Source organism: Micromonospora sp. RL09-050-HVF-A (assembly GCF_019374995.1).
GTDB lineage: Bacteria > Actinomycetota > Actinomycetes > Mycobacteriales > Micromonosporaceae > Micromonospora > Micromonospora antibiotica.
On record NZ_JAGKQP010000002.1, the window covers coordinates 1,769,513 to 1,786,770 of the forward strand.

General features: G+C 72.4%; 14 protein-coding genes. All 14 read right to left on the reverse strand.

What is annotated here, in order from left to right; genetic code table 11:
• Position 1 precedes the first annotated feature (1 nt).
• On the reverse strand, positions 2 to 1,291 hold the full coding sequence (locus J7462_RS07905) for an ATP-grasp domain-containing protein (RefSeq protein ID WP_219463093.1): 1,290 nt from the start codon (positions 1,289 to 1,291) through the stop codon (positions 2 to 4).
• Between the two features lie 51 nt (positions 1,292 to 1,342).
• Positions 1,343 to 2,281 carry a PLP-dependent cysteine synthase family protein gene (locus J7462_RS07910; RefSeq protein ID WP_255597634.1) on the reverse strand — a complete coding sequence of 313 codons (939 nt, stop codon included), beginning with the start codon at positions 2,279 to 2,281 and terminating at the stop codon, positions 1,343 to 1,345.
• Between the two features lie 32 nt (positions 2,282 to 2,313).
• A complete protein-coding gene (locus J7462_RS07915) occupies positions 2,314 to 2,538 on the reverse strand; it encodes a tautomerase family protein (protein ID WP_088647261.1) in 225 nt (74 codons plus the stop codon).
• A 74-nt stretch (positions 2,539 to 2,612) separates the two neighbouring features.
• Positions 2,613 to 3,671 carry a nitronate monooxygenase gene (locus J7462_RS07920; protein ID WP_308290811.1) on the reverse strand — a complete coding sequence of 353 codons (1,059 nt, stop codon included), beginning with the start codon at positions 3,669 to 3,671 and terminating at the stop codon, positions 2,613 to 2,615.
• Positions 3,668 to 5,098, reverse strand: a complete 1,431-nt coding sequence (locus tag J7462_RS07925; protein WP_219463097.1) for a lyase family protein — start codon at positions 5,096 to 5,098, stop codon at positions 3,668 to 3,670. Before J7462_RS07925 ends, J7462_RS07920 begins: the two co-directional genes overlap by 4 nt.
• Positions 5,095 to 7,029 (reverse strand): FAD/NAD(P)-binding domain-containing protein, encoded by a 1,935-nt coding sequence (locus J7462_RS07930; protein ID WP_219463101.1) that lies wholly within the window; start codon positions 7,027 to 7,029, stop codon positions 5,095 to 5,097. The genes J7462_RS07925 and J7462_RS07930 overlap by 4 nt, the downstream gene beginning before the upstream one ends.
• Positions 7,016 to 9,097, reverse strand: a complete 2,082-nt coding sequence (pabB, locus tag J7462_RS07935; protein WP_219463103.1) for an aminodeoxychorismate synthase component I — start codon at positions 9,095 to 9,097, stop codon at positions 7,016 to 7,018. Before pabB ends, J7462_RS07930 begins: the two co-directional genes overlap by 14 nt.
• Positions 9,098 to 9,142: 45 nt before the next feature.
• Positions 9,143 to 10,357, reverse strand: coding sequence for a 3-deoxy-7-phosphoheptulonate synthase (locus J7462_RS07940; protein WP_219463104.1), 1,215 nt, complete (start codon positions 10,355 to 10,357; stop codon positions 9,143 to 9,145).
• A gap of 181 nt (positions 10,358 to 10,538) precedes the next feature.
• Positions 10,539 to 12,077: a PLP-dependent aminotransferase family protein gene (locus J7462_RS07945; protein WP_219463106.1), complete on the reverse strand. Its 1,539-nt coding sequence runs from the start codon at positions 12,075 to 12,077 to the stop codon at positions 10,539 to 10,541.
• A 105-nt stretch (positions 12,078 to 12,182) separates the two neighbouring features.
• Positions 12,183 to 13,025, reverse strand: coding sequence for a hypothetical protein (locus J7462_RS07950; RefSeq protein ID WP_208570048.1), 843 nt, complete (start codon positions 13,023 to 13,025; stop codon positions 12,183 to 12,185).
• Positions 13,012 to 14,382: an aldehyde dehydrogenase family protein gene (locus J7462_RS07955; RefSeq protein ID WP_219463107.1), complete on the reverse strand. Its 1,371-nt coding sequence runs from the start codon at positions 14,380 to 14,382 to the stop codon at positions 13,012 to 13,014. Before J7462_RS07955 ends, J7462_RS07950 begins: the two co-directional genes overlap by 14 nt.
• Entirely contained in the window at positions 14,383 to 15,462 is a 1,080-nt protein-coding gene (locus J7462_RS07960; RefSeq protein ID WP_219463109.1) for a hypothetical protein, read from the reverse strand.
• Between the two features lie 43 nt (positions 15,463 to 15,505).
• Entirely contained in the window at positions 15,506 to 16,351 is an 846-nt protein-coding gene (locus J7462_RS32910) for an SDR family NAD(P)-dependent oxidoreductase (RefSeq protein ID WP_208570051.1), read from the reverse strand.
• A gap of 50 nt (positions 16,352 to 16,401) precedes the next feature.
• Positions 16,402 to 17,028, reverse strand: coding sequence for an FMN-dependent NADH-azoreductase (locus J7462_RS07970; RefSeq protein WP_219463111.1), 627 nt, complete (start codon positions 17,026 to 17,028; stop codon positions 16,402 to 16,404).
• Positions 17,029 to 17,258 lie beyond the last annotated feature (230 nt).

Sequence of the window (17,258 nt, forward strand, 5' to 3'; positions counted from 1 at the left end):
GTCAGGCCACCGCCCCGGACACCTGAGCCACCTCGGCGACCCGGGCGAGGTGTTCCCCGCCCCGGTCGTCGACGATCCGGATCCGGATGAACTCGTCGATGACCTGGGCACCCCGGGCGGCGGCGGCGGTCGCGGTGGGCCCGGTGACGGCGACCAGCCCGAGCCGGTCCCAGTTGTCCCGCAGGGGACGTACCTCGTCGCCGGGGCGGGCGCTGATCCGTACCGCCAGGACGTCGGGTTGGCGCAGCGCCTCCTCGACCCCCTCGACGGACAGCACCCGGCCGGGTGGACCGACGATGGCCCGTACGCAGCCGCCACCCCGGGGTGCGGGGCTGTCCGGCAGCGCGTCGACCAGGCGGAACGGCCACCCGACGGCGAGCCGGTCCAGGTCGATGCCGTAGACCGCCCGCACCAGCTCGGGGATCGCGTCCCCGCCGTAGCGGTGGTGGCCCTCGATGATGCGGGCCCGGGTGCCACTGAGGCGGACCTCGGTGTGGCAGGGCCCGTCGGTGAACCCCAGGTGGTCGAGGAACGTGCCGACGCACTCGCCGACCCGGTCCCAGGCGTCCTCGGTGAGCCGGGCCGGCACGGCGTGGCCGAGTTCGGCGAAGTGAGCCGGGTCGGTCATCTTCTCGGTGACGGTGACGACCACGTGCCGGCCGGCGAAGCTGAACGTCTCGACGCTGAACTCCCGACCGTGGACGTACTCCTCCATCAGGAAGTCGTCGAGCACCAGCAGGGTCGACACCCGGTCGGTGCGGGTCCCCCGCAGCCGGCACACCTGCTCCCAGACGGCCTCGTGCCCGGACGGGTCGTCGACCCGGAACACCCCGATGCTTGCGGTGGCGGCGGTCGGTTTCACCACGAACGGGTATCCGTGGCGTGCGCCGAAGGCGCCCAGGTCGTCGAAGTCGTGCAGCGGTGTCGCCGCGACCGCGTCGGCGTCGCGGCGGACCAGGTGGCGGCGCATGGCCAGTTTGTCGCGGAACCGGCGGGACACCGGGTAGGTGGTGCCGTCCAGGCCGAGCAGGTCACGGGCGCGGGCCGCGACGTCCAGGCCCGGCTCGGTCAGCGAGACCACCTGGTCGATGCGCCACTGCTGGTGCAGCCGGGTCACCACCGGCGCGGTCAGGGTCCAGTCGGTGTAGTCGAGCACCTCGGCGACGTCGGCCAGCCGCCGCTGCCGATCGGTGATCTTGGTGGGGTGCTGGAGCAGGAGCACCCGCAGACCGAGTTCCTTCGCCGCGACGAGGGTGTCGTCGACGCCACCGACGAGAAGCAGTGTCCTCACGGGAGTTCCTCTCCAATCCTCGGGCGTCTCACGGACGCTCCGACCACATGCTCAGGTAGCGCTCCCCGGTGTCGGGGAGGATGACCACGATCCGTCTGTCGACGCTGTCGCGTCGCCGGGCCACCCGCAGCGCGACGTGCGTCGCCGCCCCGAGGACACCCCGGCGAGCACCCCCACCCGCCGGGCCAGCCAGCTGCTCGTCTCGGCCGCCTCGTCGTCGGTGACGGTCACCACCTCGTCGATCAGGCTCAGATCGGTGGTGGGGGCGACGAACCCACCGTTGAAACCGGGAATGGCGTGGGTGCCCGGCGTACCCCCGGACAACAGCGGCGAGCCCGCCGGCTCGACCGCGACCGCCCGCAGCGCGGGGTTGCGCTCCTTGAGATAGCCGGCGGTGCCGCTGAGCGTGCCGCCGGTGCCGACCCCGCAGACCAGGACGTCGACCCGGCCGCCGGTGTCGGCCCAGATCTCCGGGCCGGTGGTCTCCCGGTGGGCCCGGGGGTTGTCGTCGTTGTCGTGCTGCCGGACGAACCACGCGCCCGGCGTCATCGCGCAGATCTCCTCGGCCTTGTCCACGGCCCCCTGGTAGCGCGCCTCGCGCGGGGTCAGCACCACGTCGGCACCGAAGCGCCGCAGCAGGCCGATCCGCTCCGGGGTGGCGTTGTCCGGCAACACGATGATGCAGTGGTGCCCGCGCGCCGCACACAGGGCGGCCAACGCGATGCCGGTGTTGCCCGACGTCGCCTCCACGACGACACCGCCGGGGCGCAGCCGGCCGTCGGCCTCCGCCGCGCGGAGCATGTAGAGCGCCGCGCGGTCCTTCACGCTCGCGGCCGGGTTGGCGCACTCCAGCTTGGCCAGCACTTCGACGCCGGGTGCCCCGTGCGCGACGGGCAACCGCAGCAGCGGTGTGTTGCCGACGAGGTCGTCGATGCCGTCGGCGATGCTGGGTAGCGGTCTCGGTGCGAGGGTACGGTTCGGCTGCGCCATGGCGGTCTCCACCTCCTCCAGGGGCCGGGGCGTCAGTAGTTCGGCACCTTGCGCAGCAGGTGCTGCCGTTCGACGATCTCCGGTTGGTAGACCTGCGCCTGCCAGCGCTGCTCCTCCACCGGCTCCAGGGCGATGGACACCACGTTCGGGCTGCACCCGAACGCGGTGGTGACCGCCTCGGTCAACTCGTCGACCAGTTGCTGCTCGGTGTCCCGGTGCAGGTCGACCGGAAAGAACTTGATGTTGATGTGCGGCATCGGATCCTCCTGGGATCGCGGACGTCGGTGGGGTACGGACGTCGGTGGGTGCGGATGTCAGTGGGGTGCAGTTGTCAGTGGGATGCGGGGCGCAGCGGGGTCGCGGCGGCCACCGCGGTGGCGAGGCGGGTGACGACCTGTCCGGCGGGTTCCGGCCGGGCCAGGCGGTAGCCCACCCCGGCCCAGAGCGCCATCTCCTCGACGTCACCGCGTGCCGCCGCCGCTGCCCGCAGCGGCCTGGTCAGGTGGTGCACCTGCGGGTACCCGGCCGGTGCCGACGCGTCGAAGGCGTCGACGAACCGGTTGCGCAGGCCCCGGGCCGGGCGGCCGGAGAACGCCCGGGTGACGACCGTGCCGGGTCGCCCGGGATCGGTGAGCGCCGCCCGGTGCACCGGGTGGGTGCCGGCCTGCGGGGTCAGCAGCAGCGCGGTGCCGACCTGCACCGCCGACGCGCCGGCCGCGACCACCGCGTCGACCTCCGCCGGTCCGGTGATGCCGCCGGCAGCGATCAGCGGCACCGCGACGACCCGTCGTACCGCCCTGACCAGCTCGGCCGTGCCCGGCTGCGGGTCGGTGCGGACGTCGGGGGTGAAGCCCGCCCGGTGACCGCCGGCCCCGGCGCCCTGCACGCAGAGGGCGTCGGCGCCCACCGCGACGGCCGACTGCGCCTCCGCCACGTCGGTGACGGTGACCACCACCTGCGACCCGGTGGCGTGCAGCCGGTCCACGACCGCCCGGGACGGGCAGCCGAAGGTGAAGCTGACCACCGGTGCCCGCGCGGCGAGCAGCACCTCGATCTTCTCCGCGAAGTGGTCGGTGTCCCGCTCGGGCGGGTCGGGCAGGGTCACCCCCCGGCGGGCGGCCAGCGGCAGCAGCGCCTGCCGGTAGCGGGCGACGGCGGCCCGGTCCACCGGCCGGGACTCCGGCACGAACACGTTGACGCCGAACGGGCCGGCCGTGGCCCGACGGACCCGGTCGATGTCGGCGGCCAGGTCCGCCGGGCGCTGGTAGCCGGCGGCCAGGAAACCGAGGCCCCCGGCGTCACTGACCGCCGCGACGAGGGCGGGCGTGCTGACGCCTCCCGCCATCGGCGCACCGACCACCGGACGCGCCAGCGGACCCGGCCGGCTCACGGCCGCCGACCCTCGGCCGGTGCCGCCGCCCGCATCCCGAACGTGCGGTGCCGGTGCAGGGCCCGGTCCACCAGCAGGTCGGCGGCGCCGACGTAGCGGGCCGGGTCGAGCAGGGTGGCGACCTCACCCGGATCCAGGACGGCGGTGACCCGGGGGTCGGCCGTGACCAGGTCACGCAACGGCTGCCCGGTCTCGATGGCCCGGCCGGTCAGCGCGGTCAGCAGCTCCTTCGCCTCGACCCGGCCCAGCAGCGGGGCCAGCCGGACGGCCAACCGTTCCGAGGCCATGAACTCCCCGGCGAGGTCGAGGTTGGCGCGCATCCGGTCGGGGAACACCGTCAGCCCGGCGGCCAGTTCGGCCGCCGCGTCGGCGGCACCCCCGGTCAGCCGCAACGCCTCCCGCAACGGTTGCCACTCCGCGTGCCAGGCGCCACCGGGGCGTTCGTCCTCGGCGACGAGGCAGTGCGCGACGGTGGCGGCGAGCTGCGGCAACTGTGCCGCCGCCGCCCGGATCCGGGTCGCCAGCACCGGGTTGCGCTTGTGCGGCATCGCGGAGGACACCCCGCGCCCCGGGCGGGTCGGCTCCGCCACCTCTCCGATCTCGGTACGCGTCATGACCTGCACGTCCGCCGCCATCGCACCGAGCACGCCGGTGGTGAGACCCAACGCGCCCACGACGGCGTGCAGGGGCGTCCGCACGGTGTGCCAGGGTGCGTGCGGCTCGGCCAGGGACAGTTCCGCGGCGAAGGCGTGGATCAGTTTCTCGGCGTAGGCGTCGTCGGTGTCCCCGGCCAGTCGGGCGAACTCCAGGTAACCGCCGAGGGTGCCGGCGGCCCCGCCGAGCTGCACCGGCAACCCCTCGGCCAGCAGGGCGTGGATCGCCTGCCGGGCGTCGAGGACACCGGAGAGCCAGGTCGCCGCCTTCAGGCCGAACGTGGTCGGCACGGCGTGCTGGGTCAGGGTCCGACCCGCCATCGCGGTGCCCCGGTGCCGGTCCGCGAGGCCGGCCAGGGCATCGGCGGTGGCCGCCAGGTCCGCGTCGACGACCCGCAGCGCCCGTTCCGCCACCAGGATCAGGGCGGTGTCCAGGATGTCCTGGCTGGTGGAGCCGCGGTGCACGTACTCCGCGGCGGCCGGGTCCAGCGCCGTGACCAGGTCGGTGAGCGCGGCGACCACCGCGACCACCGGGTTCGCCGTCTCGGTCGCCCGACGGGCGACGGTGTCCAGGTCGATCCGCCGTGCGTCGGCGACGGCGGTGATGGTGTCCGCGTGTTCCGTCGGCACCACCCCCAGCCGGGCCTGGGCCCGCACCAACGCGGCCTCGGCGTCGAGCATCGCCTGGAGCACCGCCCGGTCCCGCACGGCGTGCTCGATGGCCCGGTCGGCGCTGCTGGGACTGAGCAGCCCGTGGTCGAAGCCTTCGGTCATGTCGTCACCGCTCCCGTCGTGGTGGTCGCCCGCACGGTGAGGGCGAGCACCGACAGGCTGATCGCGTCCGCGTCGCCGAGCATCACCGAGTTGACGCCCGGCCGTGCCCCCGCCGCGGTCGCCCAGTGTGCGCCCTCGGTGGGCACCCCGAAGACGAACCGGCGGGCGTGTCGTTCGCCGGCCGCCGTCACCGGGTGGAACGGCCGGCCGGTGACGGCCAGCCCACCGGTGACGTGCGGCTGCGCCTCCTGGTCGGACACCACGTGCGGGGTGCAGGAGCGGTGCGCGAGCATCCACCCCAGCAACGGATCGGCGGTACGACGCAGGTCGACCTCCGGCAGCCGCGCCTCGATCATCGCGGTCACCACGTCCCGGGTCCCCGGCGTGCGGGGGGACTCGACGAGGAACCCGCCCTGCTCGGGGCAGGGTGACACCCGCATCCCGGCCCCGACGACCCGCAGCACCCCGGCGCGGATGAGCGCGGCCAACTGCTCGACCCGGTGGGCCGGCGGTCCGATGCTGAGGAAGGCGTTCATCGGGGTGTACCAGTCGTCCAGGTGGTGGCGGTGCGAGCTGCCCCGCAGGCCACCGTGGTCGACGGCGAGGCGTACCTCGTTACGCAGGTCGCGCAGGACGTCCATGGCGGCCTTCAGCGGGCCGCTGACGTTGCCCTCCTGTGCCGTGTCGGCGTCCTCCTGCAGGTAACGCAGCATCCATTCCTGCAACGCCGCCGGGTCGGCGAAGGTCTCGTCGCGGGCCGGGTCCAGCACCGCGTCCCAGTCCCACCGTTCGGTGATCCCGTAACGCTCGCGGATCTGCTCCTCCTGCCCGTCGCCCCGGGGCACGGCGAGGTATTCGGCCTCGAACCGTCGGGCCTTGCCCCGGCAGCCGCGGCGGCGCAGCACGGCCACGTAGAAGACCGTCTCCACCTCCTTGGCGATCAGCGGCCACAGGTCGGTCATGAAGTCCAACGGCGTCGCGTCCGGGGCGGTACGCAGCCGCTCCACCAGCTCCACGGTGAGCACACGCGGTTCGTGCCGCCCGTGCGCGCCCTTCTCGTTGCGCCCCCGCGCCCGGTACGGGATGCCCCGCCGGGACCCGGCCAGCAACTGCGGTTCCAACCCGGACGGCAGGTAGGTCAACTGGCCGTCGTCGCCCCGGACGTAGCGGCCGGCGCGGCCCTCGGTGAGCAGGGCCAGGTAGTCGAAGAAGCAGAGTCCCAGCCCCCGCAGGAGGGTGGGTTCGCCGGGCCGCACCATCGACAGGTCCACGTCGGCCGGGTTGGCCGGCAGGATGTAGGTGAGTCCCCGCTCGACGGCGAACTCGGCCAGCTTCTGCTCCTGCACCGTCGGGGTGACCGGGAAGTGGCCCTGCGCCAGCACCACCGCGTCCAGGCCGGGGAGCCGGTCGCCGGTCTGCAACTGCACGCACTGCCGGCCGTCGGACTCGTCCCACACCGCGACGGCGACCGTGGCGTGGGCGTGGACGCTGACGTTCGCCGGTGCCGTGGCGACCACCCGGTGGTAGACCCAGGTGAGGTAGTGGCCGAACAACCGGCGGGTGGAGTAGGTGTCGGGTCCCACCCCGCGCAGCTCCTCGGCGACGTCGGACGGGAACTGGGCGAGGTCACCCATCAGCACCTGGAAGCGGGCCCACTCGTAGAGGCTGGGGCCCTCCCGCAGCTGGCCGGCCAGCTCCACGGTCGGGTCGGTGAACACGGTCACCTGGGAGGCCACGGTGTTCATCAGCAGCCGGTCGGACTGGTCGGCCCGCCACACCCGGCCCGCCCCCGGCGGGTACGGGTCGACGACGTCGATGCGTACCGGGCGGTCGGGGTCGGCCGCGGCGTTGGTGACCAGGCGCTCCAGCACGCACAGGCCACGCGGCCCCATGCCGACGACGCACACCGACAGCGGATCACTGGTAGACATCGACGTCCTCCTGGTAGCCGCCGCTGAGCAGCGCGCGCAACGGGGCGGCGGCCTTCAGCAGCATCTCGTCGAACTCCCCCTCCGGATCGGAGTCGAGGATGATGGCCCCGCCCGCACCGACCCGCATCCCGTCGCCGGACAGCACCGCGGTGCGGATCACGATGTTGAGGTCGGCCGTGCCGTTGCAGCTGAGGAAGCCCAGCGAGCCGGAGTAGATGCCCCGGGCGGTGGTCTCCAGCCCGTCGATGATCTCCAGCGTCCGCAGCTTGGGCGCCCCGGTCATCGAGCCGCCGGGGAAGCACGCCTCGACGCAGTCGACGGCGGTGGCCTCGGCCCGCAGGCGGCCCCGGATGGTCGAGACCAGCTGGTGCACGCTCGCGTACGACTCGGTCTGCATCAGCTTGGGGACGGTGACGCTGCCGACCTCGCACACCCGGCCGAGGTCGTTGCGGAGCAGGTCGACGATCATCAGGTTCTCGGCGCGGGTCTTGTCGCTGGTGGTCAGCTCGTCGCGCAGTGCCGCGTCGACCGTCGGGTCCGGGTCCCGGGGCGCGGTCCCCTTGATCGGCTTGGTCTCGACCACCCGGTCGGCGGTCAGCCGCAGGAAGCGTTCCGGGGAGGAGCAGGCCACCTCGATGTCGCCCAGCCGCAGGTAGGCCGAGTAGGGCGCGGGGTTGTAGCGGCGCATGGCCCGGTAGAAGGCGAACCCGTCGCGGGGACGCGGCAGGCGCAGCCCGTTGGTCAGGCAGATCTCGTAGCTCTCCCCGGCGACCAGTTCCCGCTTGCAGGCGGCGATGTCGGCCAGGTACTGCTCCCGGTCCCGCTCCAGCGACGCGACCAGCGAGGTGGTGTCGACCGGCGGCGGGGTGAGCGGGGTGACCGGTCCCGCCTCGGGGATCGCGGTGAGCTGCTCGGCGACGGTCTCGACCCAGTCCTGCGCCGCGTCGTCGCTGCCCTCGCTGCCGTCGGAGAGGGCCACCAGGTAGGTCTGCCGGTCCCGGTGGTCGACCGCGACGAACCGGTCGGCGAAGATCCAGTACGCGTCCGGGGTGTCGGCGCGGTGCGGCCCGGCAGCGCCGAGGTCACCCTTCAGCTCGTAGCCGAAGTAGCCGACGTAGCCGCAGGTCAGGTCGGTGGGCAGGGCCGACGAGTCGAGGTGGATGCCGGCCAGCCGCTGCTGGAGGTAGGACAGGATGGTGCCGGGCACCCGGGTCGGGGCGCCGGCCGCCGAGGTGACCTCGACCGCGTCGGTGCCGACGTCGTAGCGGACCACCTCGGACAGCGGCCCGGAGGCGTCACCGAGGTAGGAGAAGCGGGACAGCCCCTCCTCGACCCGGGCGCTGTCCAGCCAGAAGGCGTGGGTGGCGTCCCGGAACAGCCGGGTGAACGCCTGCTCGGCGTCGGTCTCCCAGCCGAGGGTGCGCACGTGCAGCCGGTGCGTCGGCGCGGCGATGGGCGGCGGGGCGGCCACCTGAATGCTCTCCCGGGCCTGGTGGGCCCGGGTCAGGTCACGGAAGTTGCCGAGCAGGGTCTGCCCGTACTCCGTGCAGATCGACTCGGGGTGGAACTGGAGCCCCCACATGGGCCGGCTGACGTGCCGCAGGCCCATGATCACGCCGTCCTCGGCCCAGGCGGTCGCCACCAGCTCCGGGGGCAGGTCCGACACGCACAGCGAGTGGTACCGCACGGCGGTGAACTGCTGCGGGATGCCGGCGAACAGGCCGTCGGAGTCGTGGGTGATCGACGCCAGGTGGCCGTGCCGCGGCACGGGCGCGGAGTGGACGGCCGCGCCGTGGCCGGAGGCGATGCCCTGGTGGCCGAGGCAGACCCCGAGCACCGGCACCGGGGAGTCCGCGATGACCTGGGCGGAGAAGCCGAAGTCCTTCTCCCGGTCGGGTCGACCGGGGCCGGGCGAGATCACCACGTTGTCGAAACGACGCAGGTCCAGGGTGGCCACGGCCGGATCGTCGTGGCGGATCACGGTGGGCTCGACGCCGTTGACGACGGCGATGAGCTGGAACAGGTTGTAGGTGTAGGAGTCGTAGTTGTCGACCAGCAGGGTGCGCACTGATGCCTCCTCCGCTCGGGTCACGAAGTTGTCGGGGACGGGTGTTCAGCGGTGCATCGCGGCGACGAGCGCGTCGACGACCGCGTCGGCCTGCTCGTTGTTGAGCCGCGGGTCGCACAGCGACCGGTAGTTGCGGCCGAGCTGGCTCTCGTCGGTCACGCTCGCGCCCACGCACTCGGTGACGTCGTCCGCGGCGATCTCCAGGTGCAGGCCCGCCGGCTCCAGACCGTGACCGCGCAGCACCTCGACGAAGGTGGTCAGCTCGCCCACGATGGCGTCCAGGTGGCGGGTCTTCACCCCACCGGCGCCGCGGACGGTGTTGCCGTGCATGGCGTCGCTCATCCAGGCGACCGGGTGGCCGGCGTCGACCACCGCCCGCACCAGGGGCGGCAGGTGATCGGCGATCCGCTGCTGACCCATCCGGCTGATCAGGGTGAGCCGGCCGGGCCGGCGGTGCGGGTCGAGCAACGCGCAGATCCGCAGCACGTCGTCGACGGTGGCGCTGGGGCCGACCTTGACCGCGACCGGGTTGCCCAACCCGGCCAGGAAGTTCAGGTGCGCATCGTCCACCCCACGGGTGCGGTCACCCACCCAGGGCAGGTGCGTCGAGCGCAGGAACCACTCGCCGGTGACCTCGTCGAGGCGGGTCAGCGCCTGCTCGTACTCGAGGATGAGCACCTCGTGGCTGGTCCATACGCCGCCGCCGGCCCGCGCCAGCTCCGCCACCACCTGACGGGCGGTGTAGTAGCAGGACAGCAGCCGGTACGGGTCGGGCTGGCGGGCCAGCGCGGTGCCCTCCGGTTCGTTGACCATCAGCCCGCGGAACACGGGCAGCAGCTGCCCGTCGACCGCTTCGAACGGCTCGGAGCGGGGCTTGGCGAACTGGCCGCCGAGCCGTCCCAGACCGATGGTCGGGCGGTGCAGCTCACGGGCCAGGCGCTCGCCGAGCGCCGTGATGGCCCGGTGTTTGGCCCGTGCCGAGGCGGTGGCGGCCATGCCGAGTGGCTCGGCGCAGTCGCCGGCCTGGAGCACGAACGCCTTCCCGGCGCTGGCGAGGGCCAGTTCCTCGCGCAGCCGCCTGATCTCCTCGACGCCGGTCAGCGCGGGCAGGCCGGACAGGTAGTCGGCGACAGCGTCGAGTTCGTCCCGGTCCGGCCAGGTCGGCTGCTGCGTGATGGGCAGCTTGCGCCAGCCGGCGGGGCTCCAACTGTCGGTGGTGGGCGCCTCGGGGCGCCGTACGAGAAGCTGTGGTGATGCCATGGAAGTCTCCCCCTGTATTCTTCGGGGCGGCCCGGTCACCGAAGAGGGTGCCGCGATCCGGTACGGACCGTATCGGCGGGGAAGACGATTGGCACAGGGCCATGTTTGCCATCTCGCTAGTACCACTGGGATTGGCACCTGACTATTTGGCTACATGGCCCTTTGGCACCGACGAAACGACTTATACGCTCTTCCTCAATGCGGTACGACTACCCGGATGGGCACGGCCGGTGAATTGCTCGACAACTGTCGTCAGGCGGTTGACGCCGGCCAGGATCTTCTCGGGTGGCGTGGCCGCGTAACCGAGGACCAGCCCCCGGCCGATCCCTTCCAGCTCGTCGCCGAACGACGACAGCGGATAGACCCGCAGGCGTGCCTCCCGGCCGAGCCGGGCCAGGCGCTGCTCGTCGGCGGTCTCCGGCAGGCTGGCGACCAGGTGGGTGCCCCGCGGCGGGTTGTCGATCGTGACGAACCCGCCGAGCCTGCCGCGCAGCGCGCCGACGAGGATGTCGCCGCGTTCCCGATAGACGTCACGCATCCGCCTGACGTGCCGGGCGAGATGATTCGCCTCGATGAACTCGGCGAGCGCGGACTGGGTGAGGATGTTGAGCGAGTTGACGGTCGCCCGTTGCACCTCGGTGACGATGTCGACGAGATCCGGTGGCACCACCAGATAGGCCAGGCACAGGCCGGGAAACAGAACCTTGCTGAAGGTCCCGACGTAGATGACCCGTCCACGCTCGTCGGCCTGGTGCAGCGGTGGACCGGGATTCTCCGCCCAGAACTCACCGTCGTAGTCGTCCTCGATGATCCAGCCGTCGTTGTCACTGGCCCACGCCAACACCTCGGCCCGGCGGGCCGCGGACATCCGGACCGACAGGGGGAACTGGTTGTTGGGGGTCACCACCGCCATCCGGGCGTCCGGATGGCGGGCCTGGCCCACCCCGATGCACATGCCCTCGGCGTCGACCGGCACCGGGCAGGTCTCGACGCCGGCGGAGTGCAGGGCACCCCGGATGGCCTGCAGGCCCGGGTCCTCGACCAGGGCCTTCTCCCCCGGTTCGAGCAGGGTCACGGCCATGACGTGCACGGCGATCTGGGCGCTCGGCTGGATGATCACCTGTTCCGGGGTGCACCGGACGCCGCGCATGAGCCCGAGCATGGCCGCGATGCCCTTGCGCAGCGGCCAGTAGCCGGCCGGGTCGCGGTGGGTGTAGAGGGCACTGGTCAGCTGATGCGACTTGCTGAACATGATCTGGCCCCAGACCTTCGACGGGAAGAGGTCCAGGGCGGGCATGCCGAGGGTGAACGGACGGTCCGGGTAGCGCAGCTGGTCGTGCGCCGGGGTGAAGTAGGCCGACGCCTCGGCCATCCGGCGGGCGGCCCGGGTGATGCGCAGTGGCGTCCGGGTGGTCGGCCGGGGGGGCTTGGCCTCCATCTCCCGGACGCTCTGCCGGGTGGCCACCCGGGTGCCGGAGCCCACCCGGCCGTCGAGGTAGCCCTCGGCGAGCAGCCGGTCGTACGCCACGAGCACGGTGTTGCGCGAGACGCCCAACTCCTTGGCCAGGGTACGGGTGGCCGGCAGCCGGGTGCCCGGGGTGAGTTGTCCCGCCTCGATGCTCCACCGCAACTGTTCGTACAACTGTTGGTAAAGCGGTGCCGATGAATGACGGTCGATGAGGAAACCGCTTCCCGGCAGCGCGGGCGACTCACGTGGCATGCATTTGTCCCTTGCCCGATCGGGCGGGGCGGCATGGCACGTTCCGGCCCGCGCTGACGATCCATCTCCCGACCGGACCGGCTCAAGAAACGGAAATTACCATACCTACAACTTAGCTACTGGCGAGAGCGCGGCGGACCCCGCCGGCAGGACGATTCCTGACACCAGTCTGTCCAAATGGGCCGCGCTGTCCACGATGTACGGAAAGACGGTGCTCGTGTCGGCGAGTCGGCCCTCCGTGCGGGTGGGCAGGGTCACCGGCATCGCCACGTCCAGGAGGGACCGCCCGGCCGGACGGGGGGTGGTGAGATCGACGACGCCCCCCGCCGCCAGCCGGCGGTAGCTGGCGAGTTGACCGGTGAGACTGCCGAGCCCACCCGCCCCGGTCGACGGCCGACGGTCCGGCTGCCGGACGGCGGAGTCCAGGGCGAAGCCGGTCAGCGCCACCACCAGAGTGGACCGCTCCGGATCCAGGTAGGCGATCTTGCAGACGTCGTCCTGGTCGGTGCAGATGTCCGGCCGGACACTGGCCTTGGCCGGCTCGGTCAGGTCGACGGTGAGCACCCGGTAGCGTGGCCGGGCGCCGGTCAACCGCTCGTGGCACTGCAACACCGCCGCACCCGTCGCGTCGGTCAGCACCACGTCCGGATCACCCAACAGGTCCGCCGACCACGGGGTCGTCGTCTGGATCGGGGTGGAGATGACCACCGCGCCGACGATCAGCCCGGCGATCAGGGCGACGAGCCCCTCCGCGCTGCCCATCGTCAGGATGGCCAGCCGGGTCTGCGTGCCGTCGCCGGACTCACCGATCCGCCCGGCCAGCGTCGCCGACTGGCGCAGCAGGTCACCGTAGGTGAGCGACGACTCGGTCTGGTTGGGCAGCTGGAACCGTACCGCCTGACCGGTCGCCCACCACCCGTCGGAGAGCAGTTCCTCAAGCCAGCGCATGATCCCTCGTTCCGGTCGACACGACGCCCTTGGACTGCAACAGGAACAGCGACAGGTTGCCCTCGTGCGGGATGCCGGGCGTGCTGTCCCAGGGCAGGGTCAGCCCGCACGTCACCTTGCGGACACTCGGGTCGGCCACCGCCGCTGCCCGCAGGTCGACGTCGTCGGTCACCAGGTTGAGCACCAGCGCGTCACCCAGGGCGGCGACGCCGTCCGCGCGCCGCCACGGGGCCACCACGACGAACGGGAACGGCAGCTCGACACCCACCGCCGGATGCCGCGGGTCGTCCGTGGACAGCACGGTGGGCAGCGGCCGGTGCGACCCGTCCGGCAGTCGCACCAGCGGGTCCGCGCCCGCCGCCGTGTGCACGGTCGCCCCGGTCGTGAGCCCGGCGAGCTGCCGGCGCAGGCCCTCGGCGCGGGTGGCGTCGACGACGGGCAGGGTGGCGTCGGACGCCGTCACCTCCGGGCTGGCCAGTGCGTCGAAACGGGCGGCGAGGGCATCGGCGACCTGCCGGGGATCACCGGTGGTCAACACCAGGGAGATGTTGTTGCACCGGGTCCCCCCGTCGTAGGCCGCGCTGACGGTGAGATGGTCGAGGACCTCGGCGGTCACCGGCCGGTCCAGCAGCACCCGGCTGCGGCCGGGCCCTCGGGTGGTGACCGTCGCGCTGTCGGCCCACCGCCGGACGGCGTCGCTACCGCCGTAGACGATGCCCCGGTCGGCGGCTTCGAGGAGGTACTCCCCCACCGCCCGCTCGCCCGGCAGGAAGGAGATCCGGTGTTCCGCCAGGCCGGCGGCGAGCAGGGCGAGGGTCAACCGCCGGGCGGTGAAGGGTTCCCGGGTGCCGGGGCGCACCAGCACGCTGTAGCCCAGCGCCAGCGCGTGCAGCCACGAGTCGTTGGGCGCCGGGTGGTTGCTGGCCATCACGGCCGCGAAGAGCCGCCCGGCGGGCACCCAGGCCGTCTCGTAACCGTCGCCCAACCGGGACGCCGGCAGCTCCGCCCGGGTGGTGGCGGGCAGGTGGGTGAGGCTGCGCACGATGTCGGCCACGGCATGCCGGACGGTGACCCGGGGCAGGCCGGCGGCGAGCGCGACCCGCCGCTCGTACTCCTCGGGGGTCTCCCCGTCGAGGTCGGCCGTGGCGAACAGCTCGGCGGCCCGCAGCAGCAGGTCGTGCCCGACCGGGGTGCCGTCGGCCGCCCGCCGGGCCCGGGTCACCGCGCCGACGGCCATCAGCCTCGGCACCATGCCCACCTCGCCCAGCAGGTCGCCCCGGACGTCGGCGAGCGGGGCCCGGTCGAGGCTGCGCACCGGCCGACCGCAGACGATCGGCTCCACCACGATGCCGGCCACTCAGTACACCCCCTCGATCACCCGGACGTCGCCGACCTCGGCCACGGTGCCGACCTCGGCCAGGCCGTCGACCGTGGCGTCACCGACCGGCTCCACCCGCACGGCGGTGTCCCGCTCGATGACGTTGGGCAGGAACATCTCCTCGCTGACCAGACTCAGCCGGACCCGGCCCCGCTGACCGTAGTCCACCACCGCGCCGTGCTCGTCGACCACGTCGATCCACACCGCCTCGGCGTACGGCTCGAACACGCACAGGTGCCGGTCGTCGGGGCGCCGGGGCCGTTGCGGCGCCACCCCCATCAGGGTGTTGCCGTAGATCCCCACGATCGTGGTGTCGGGGAAGAAGACCTCCTCGACCTGGCGCAGGCTCTCCGGGCTGAACGAGGTGCCGGCCCAGATGATCGTCTCGACACTCCGCTCGACGGCGGCGTGCAGCTCCGGGTCCGCGCAGATCGCCTCGATCAGCGGGGGCGTGGTGCTGAGCACCTTGACCGGTTGCGACCGCAGCACCTCGGCGGCCTGGTCCAGCAGGTGCCGCACGTACCGCTTGACCATGTCGGTCTCGCCCGCAGCCACCAGCTTCTTGACCCAGCGCGGGTCGAAGTCGACGGTGTGGAACATGCCGTTGCCGAGGGCGGCGTAGCGGGCGCAGTCGTAGGCGAAGACGTGCGGCCCGCTCGGGCCCAGGTGCAGCCAGTGCGCCGGATCGGCGATGTGGTGCGCCCGCAGCCGTTGCATCGCCCAGGACAGCAGCCGACGCCGGTAGTCCCGGTCGACGATGCGCTTGGGCGCCCCGCTGGTGCCGCCCGACTCGTACACCCGGAAGCCGGTGCCGGTCAGGCCGCGGGGGATCAGATCACCGACCGGCACGTGCCGCAGCTGTTCGGTGAGGTCCGGAAACCGCACCAGGTCGGCCGCGCCGTCGATGTCGCGCAGCGGATCGAAGTCGAGCAGTCCGCGTTGACGCAGCCAGAACGCCGACCCGGTCTGCGGGTCGAAGTGCCAGTGCAGCAGCCGTCGGACCCGTTCGTCGAAGGTCTCGGCGCGGCCCTGCGCCAGCGCCGTGGTCATCGTGTCCATCTTCGCTCCTCGCCGATCGTCTGGGGAATCGCCCGGCACCGCCTCAGCGCGCGGCGGCGGCCGGCTCCGGGTAGGACATCGACAACCCGATCTCGCGGGTGGCCTCCAGTTCCTGCGTCACCTCGGCCAGCTTCTCGCCGATCCGCTGCACGGAGTCCACGCCCAGCGGGAGCCGGAACGGCGGGTGCGGGTTGCGGCCGAGGTCGATGATGGCCGCCGCCGCCCGCTGCGGGTCCCCGGCCTGCGCGTGGTTGTGCCCGACCGACCAGCTGCGGATCCGCCCGGCGGTCTCGGCGTACTCCGGGAACTCCCGGCCGGCGAAGCGCAGCGACGAGGGGTCGAGGAAGTCGGTGCGGAACAGGCCGGGCTCGACCAGGCACACCTGGACCCCGACCGGCTCCAGCTCCACCCGTAGCGCCTCGCTGAGCCCCTCCACCGCGAACTTCGTCGCGGCGTAGACGCCCCAGCCCATCTTGGCGCTGAAGCCGAGGACCGAGCTGATGTTGACGATCCGGCCCCGGCGCTGACGGCGCAGCACGGGCAGCACGCTGCGGGTGACGTTGAGCAGGCCGAAGACGTTGGCGTCGAACACCGCCCGGACCTCGGCGTCGGTGGCTTCCTCCACGGCCCCGAGCAGGCCCCGGCCGGCATTGTTGACCAGCACGTCGATGCCGCCGAAACTCTCCACCGCGGCGAGCACGGCCCGGTCGGCCTGGGACTGGTCGGTGACGTCGAGCGGGACCACGAGCAGCCGGTCGGGGTAGGGCAGGTCGGCCAGGCTGCTGGTGTTGCGTGCCGTGGCGACGACCTGCTCGCCCTGCTCCAGCAGCTGGCGGACGATCTCCAGGCCGAAGCCCCGGGAGGCGCCGGTGACGAACCAGACGGACATGCTGCTTCCCTCCTGTGGTACGGGCCGACGCGTCGTCGGCCGGGGTGCGGTCAGATGGTGTGGGCGGCCTTGCGCGCGTCCTCCCGGGCCTGCTCGAGATCGGCGGCCAGGGACCGGCTGAAGTCGGTCGGGCGCAGCGCGATCTCGGTCACGGGGTCGACGCCGATGACCTGGAGCCAGTAGTTGAGGTACGAGGACTGGAAGTCGACGCCGAACTCCGGTGGACACCCGGGGGTGTAGACGCCACTGGTGTAGACGACACACGCCCGACGGCCGGTGAGGAGACCCTGGTAGCCGTGGCGCGGGTCGAGGCGGAACGTCAGTCCCGGCTGGGTGACGACATCAATGAAGTGCTTGAGCAGGTACGGGATTCCGAAGTTCCACATCGGCACGGAAAACAGATAGTGGTCAGCGTCGGTAAAGCGTCGTACGAGGTCGCGGGTCTGTTGCCACAACGCCGCCTCGTCGCCGGATCCGGCGGCACCGGAGATGGCGTTCTTCTTCGCGGCCACCGCGACGGCACCCACCGGGGGCAACGTGATCGAGGAAAGGTCGAGCACGTCGAGCTCCGCCCGGGGGTAACGCTCGCGGAATGCGTCGACAAACGCCTGGGCGACGGCCGTCGAACGGCTGGCCGGGCCGGTCGGTGAGGCGCTGACATGCAGAAGTCTGGTCACCGCCCCGACCTCCGCGGCTCGGCACCGGACAGCGCCGCCCCGGGTCGGTCGCAATGACTGCCGAGGGCTGACAAACGCGCCATGACTCCACTCTCTGTGTCGAGGGAAGAACGGAACGTCAGGAAGGCTAACCCAGCGTTAGCAGGGCAACCAGAGCCATTCTTTGATCCGAGAGGGTGCCACTGGACGACCCCCTGCCCAGCACTCATTTCGGCGCGTGACGTTAAGGT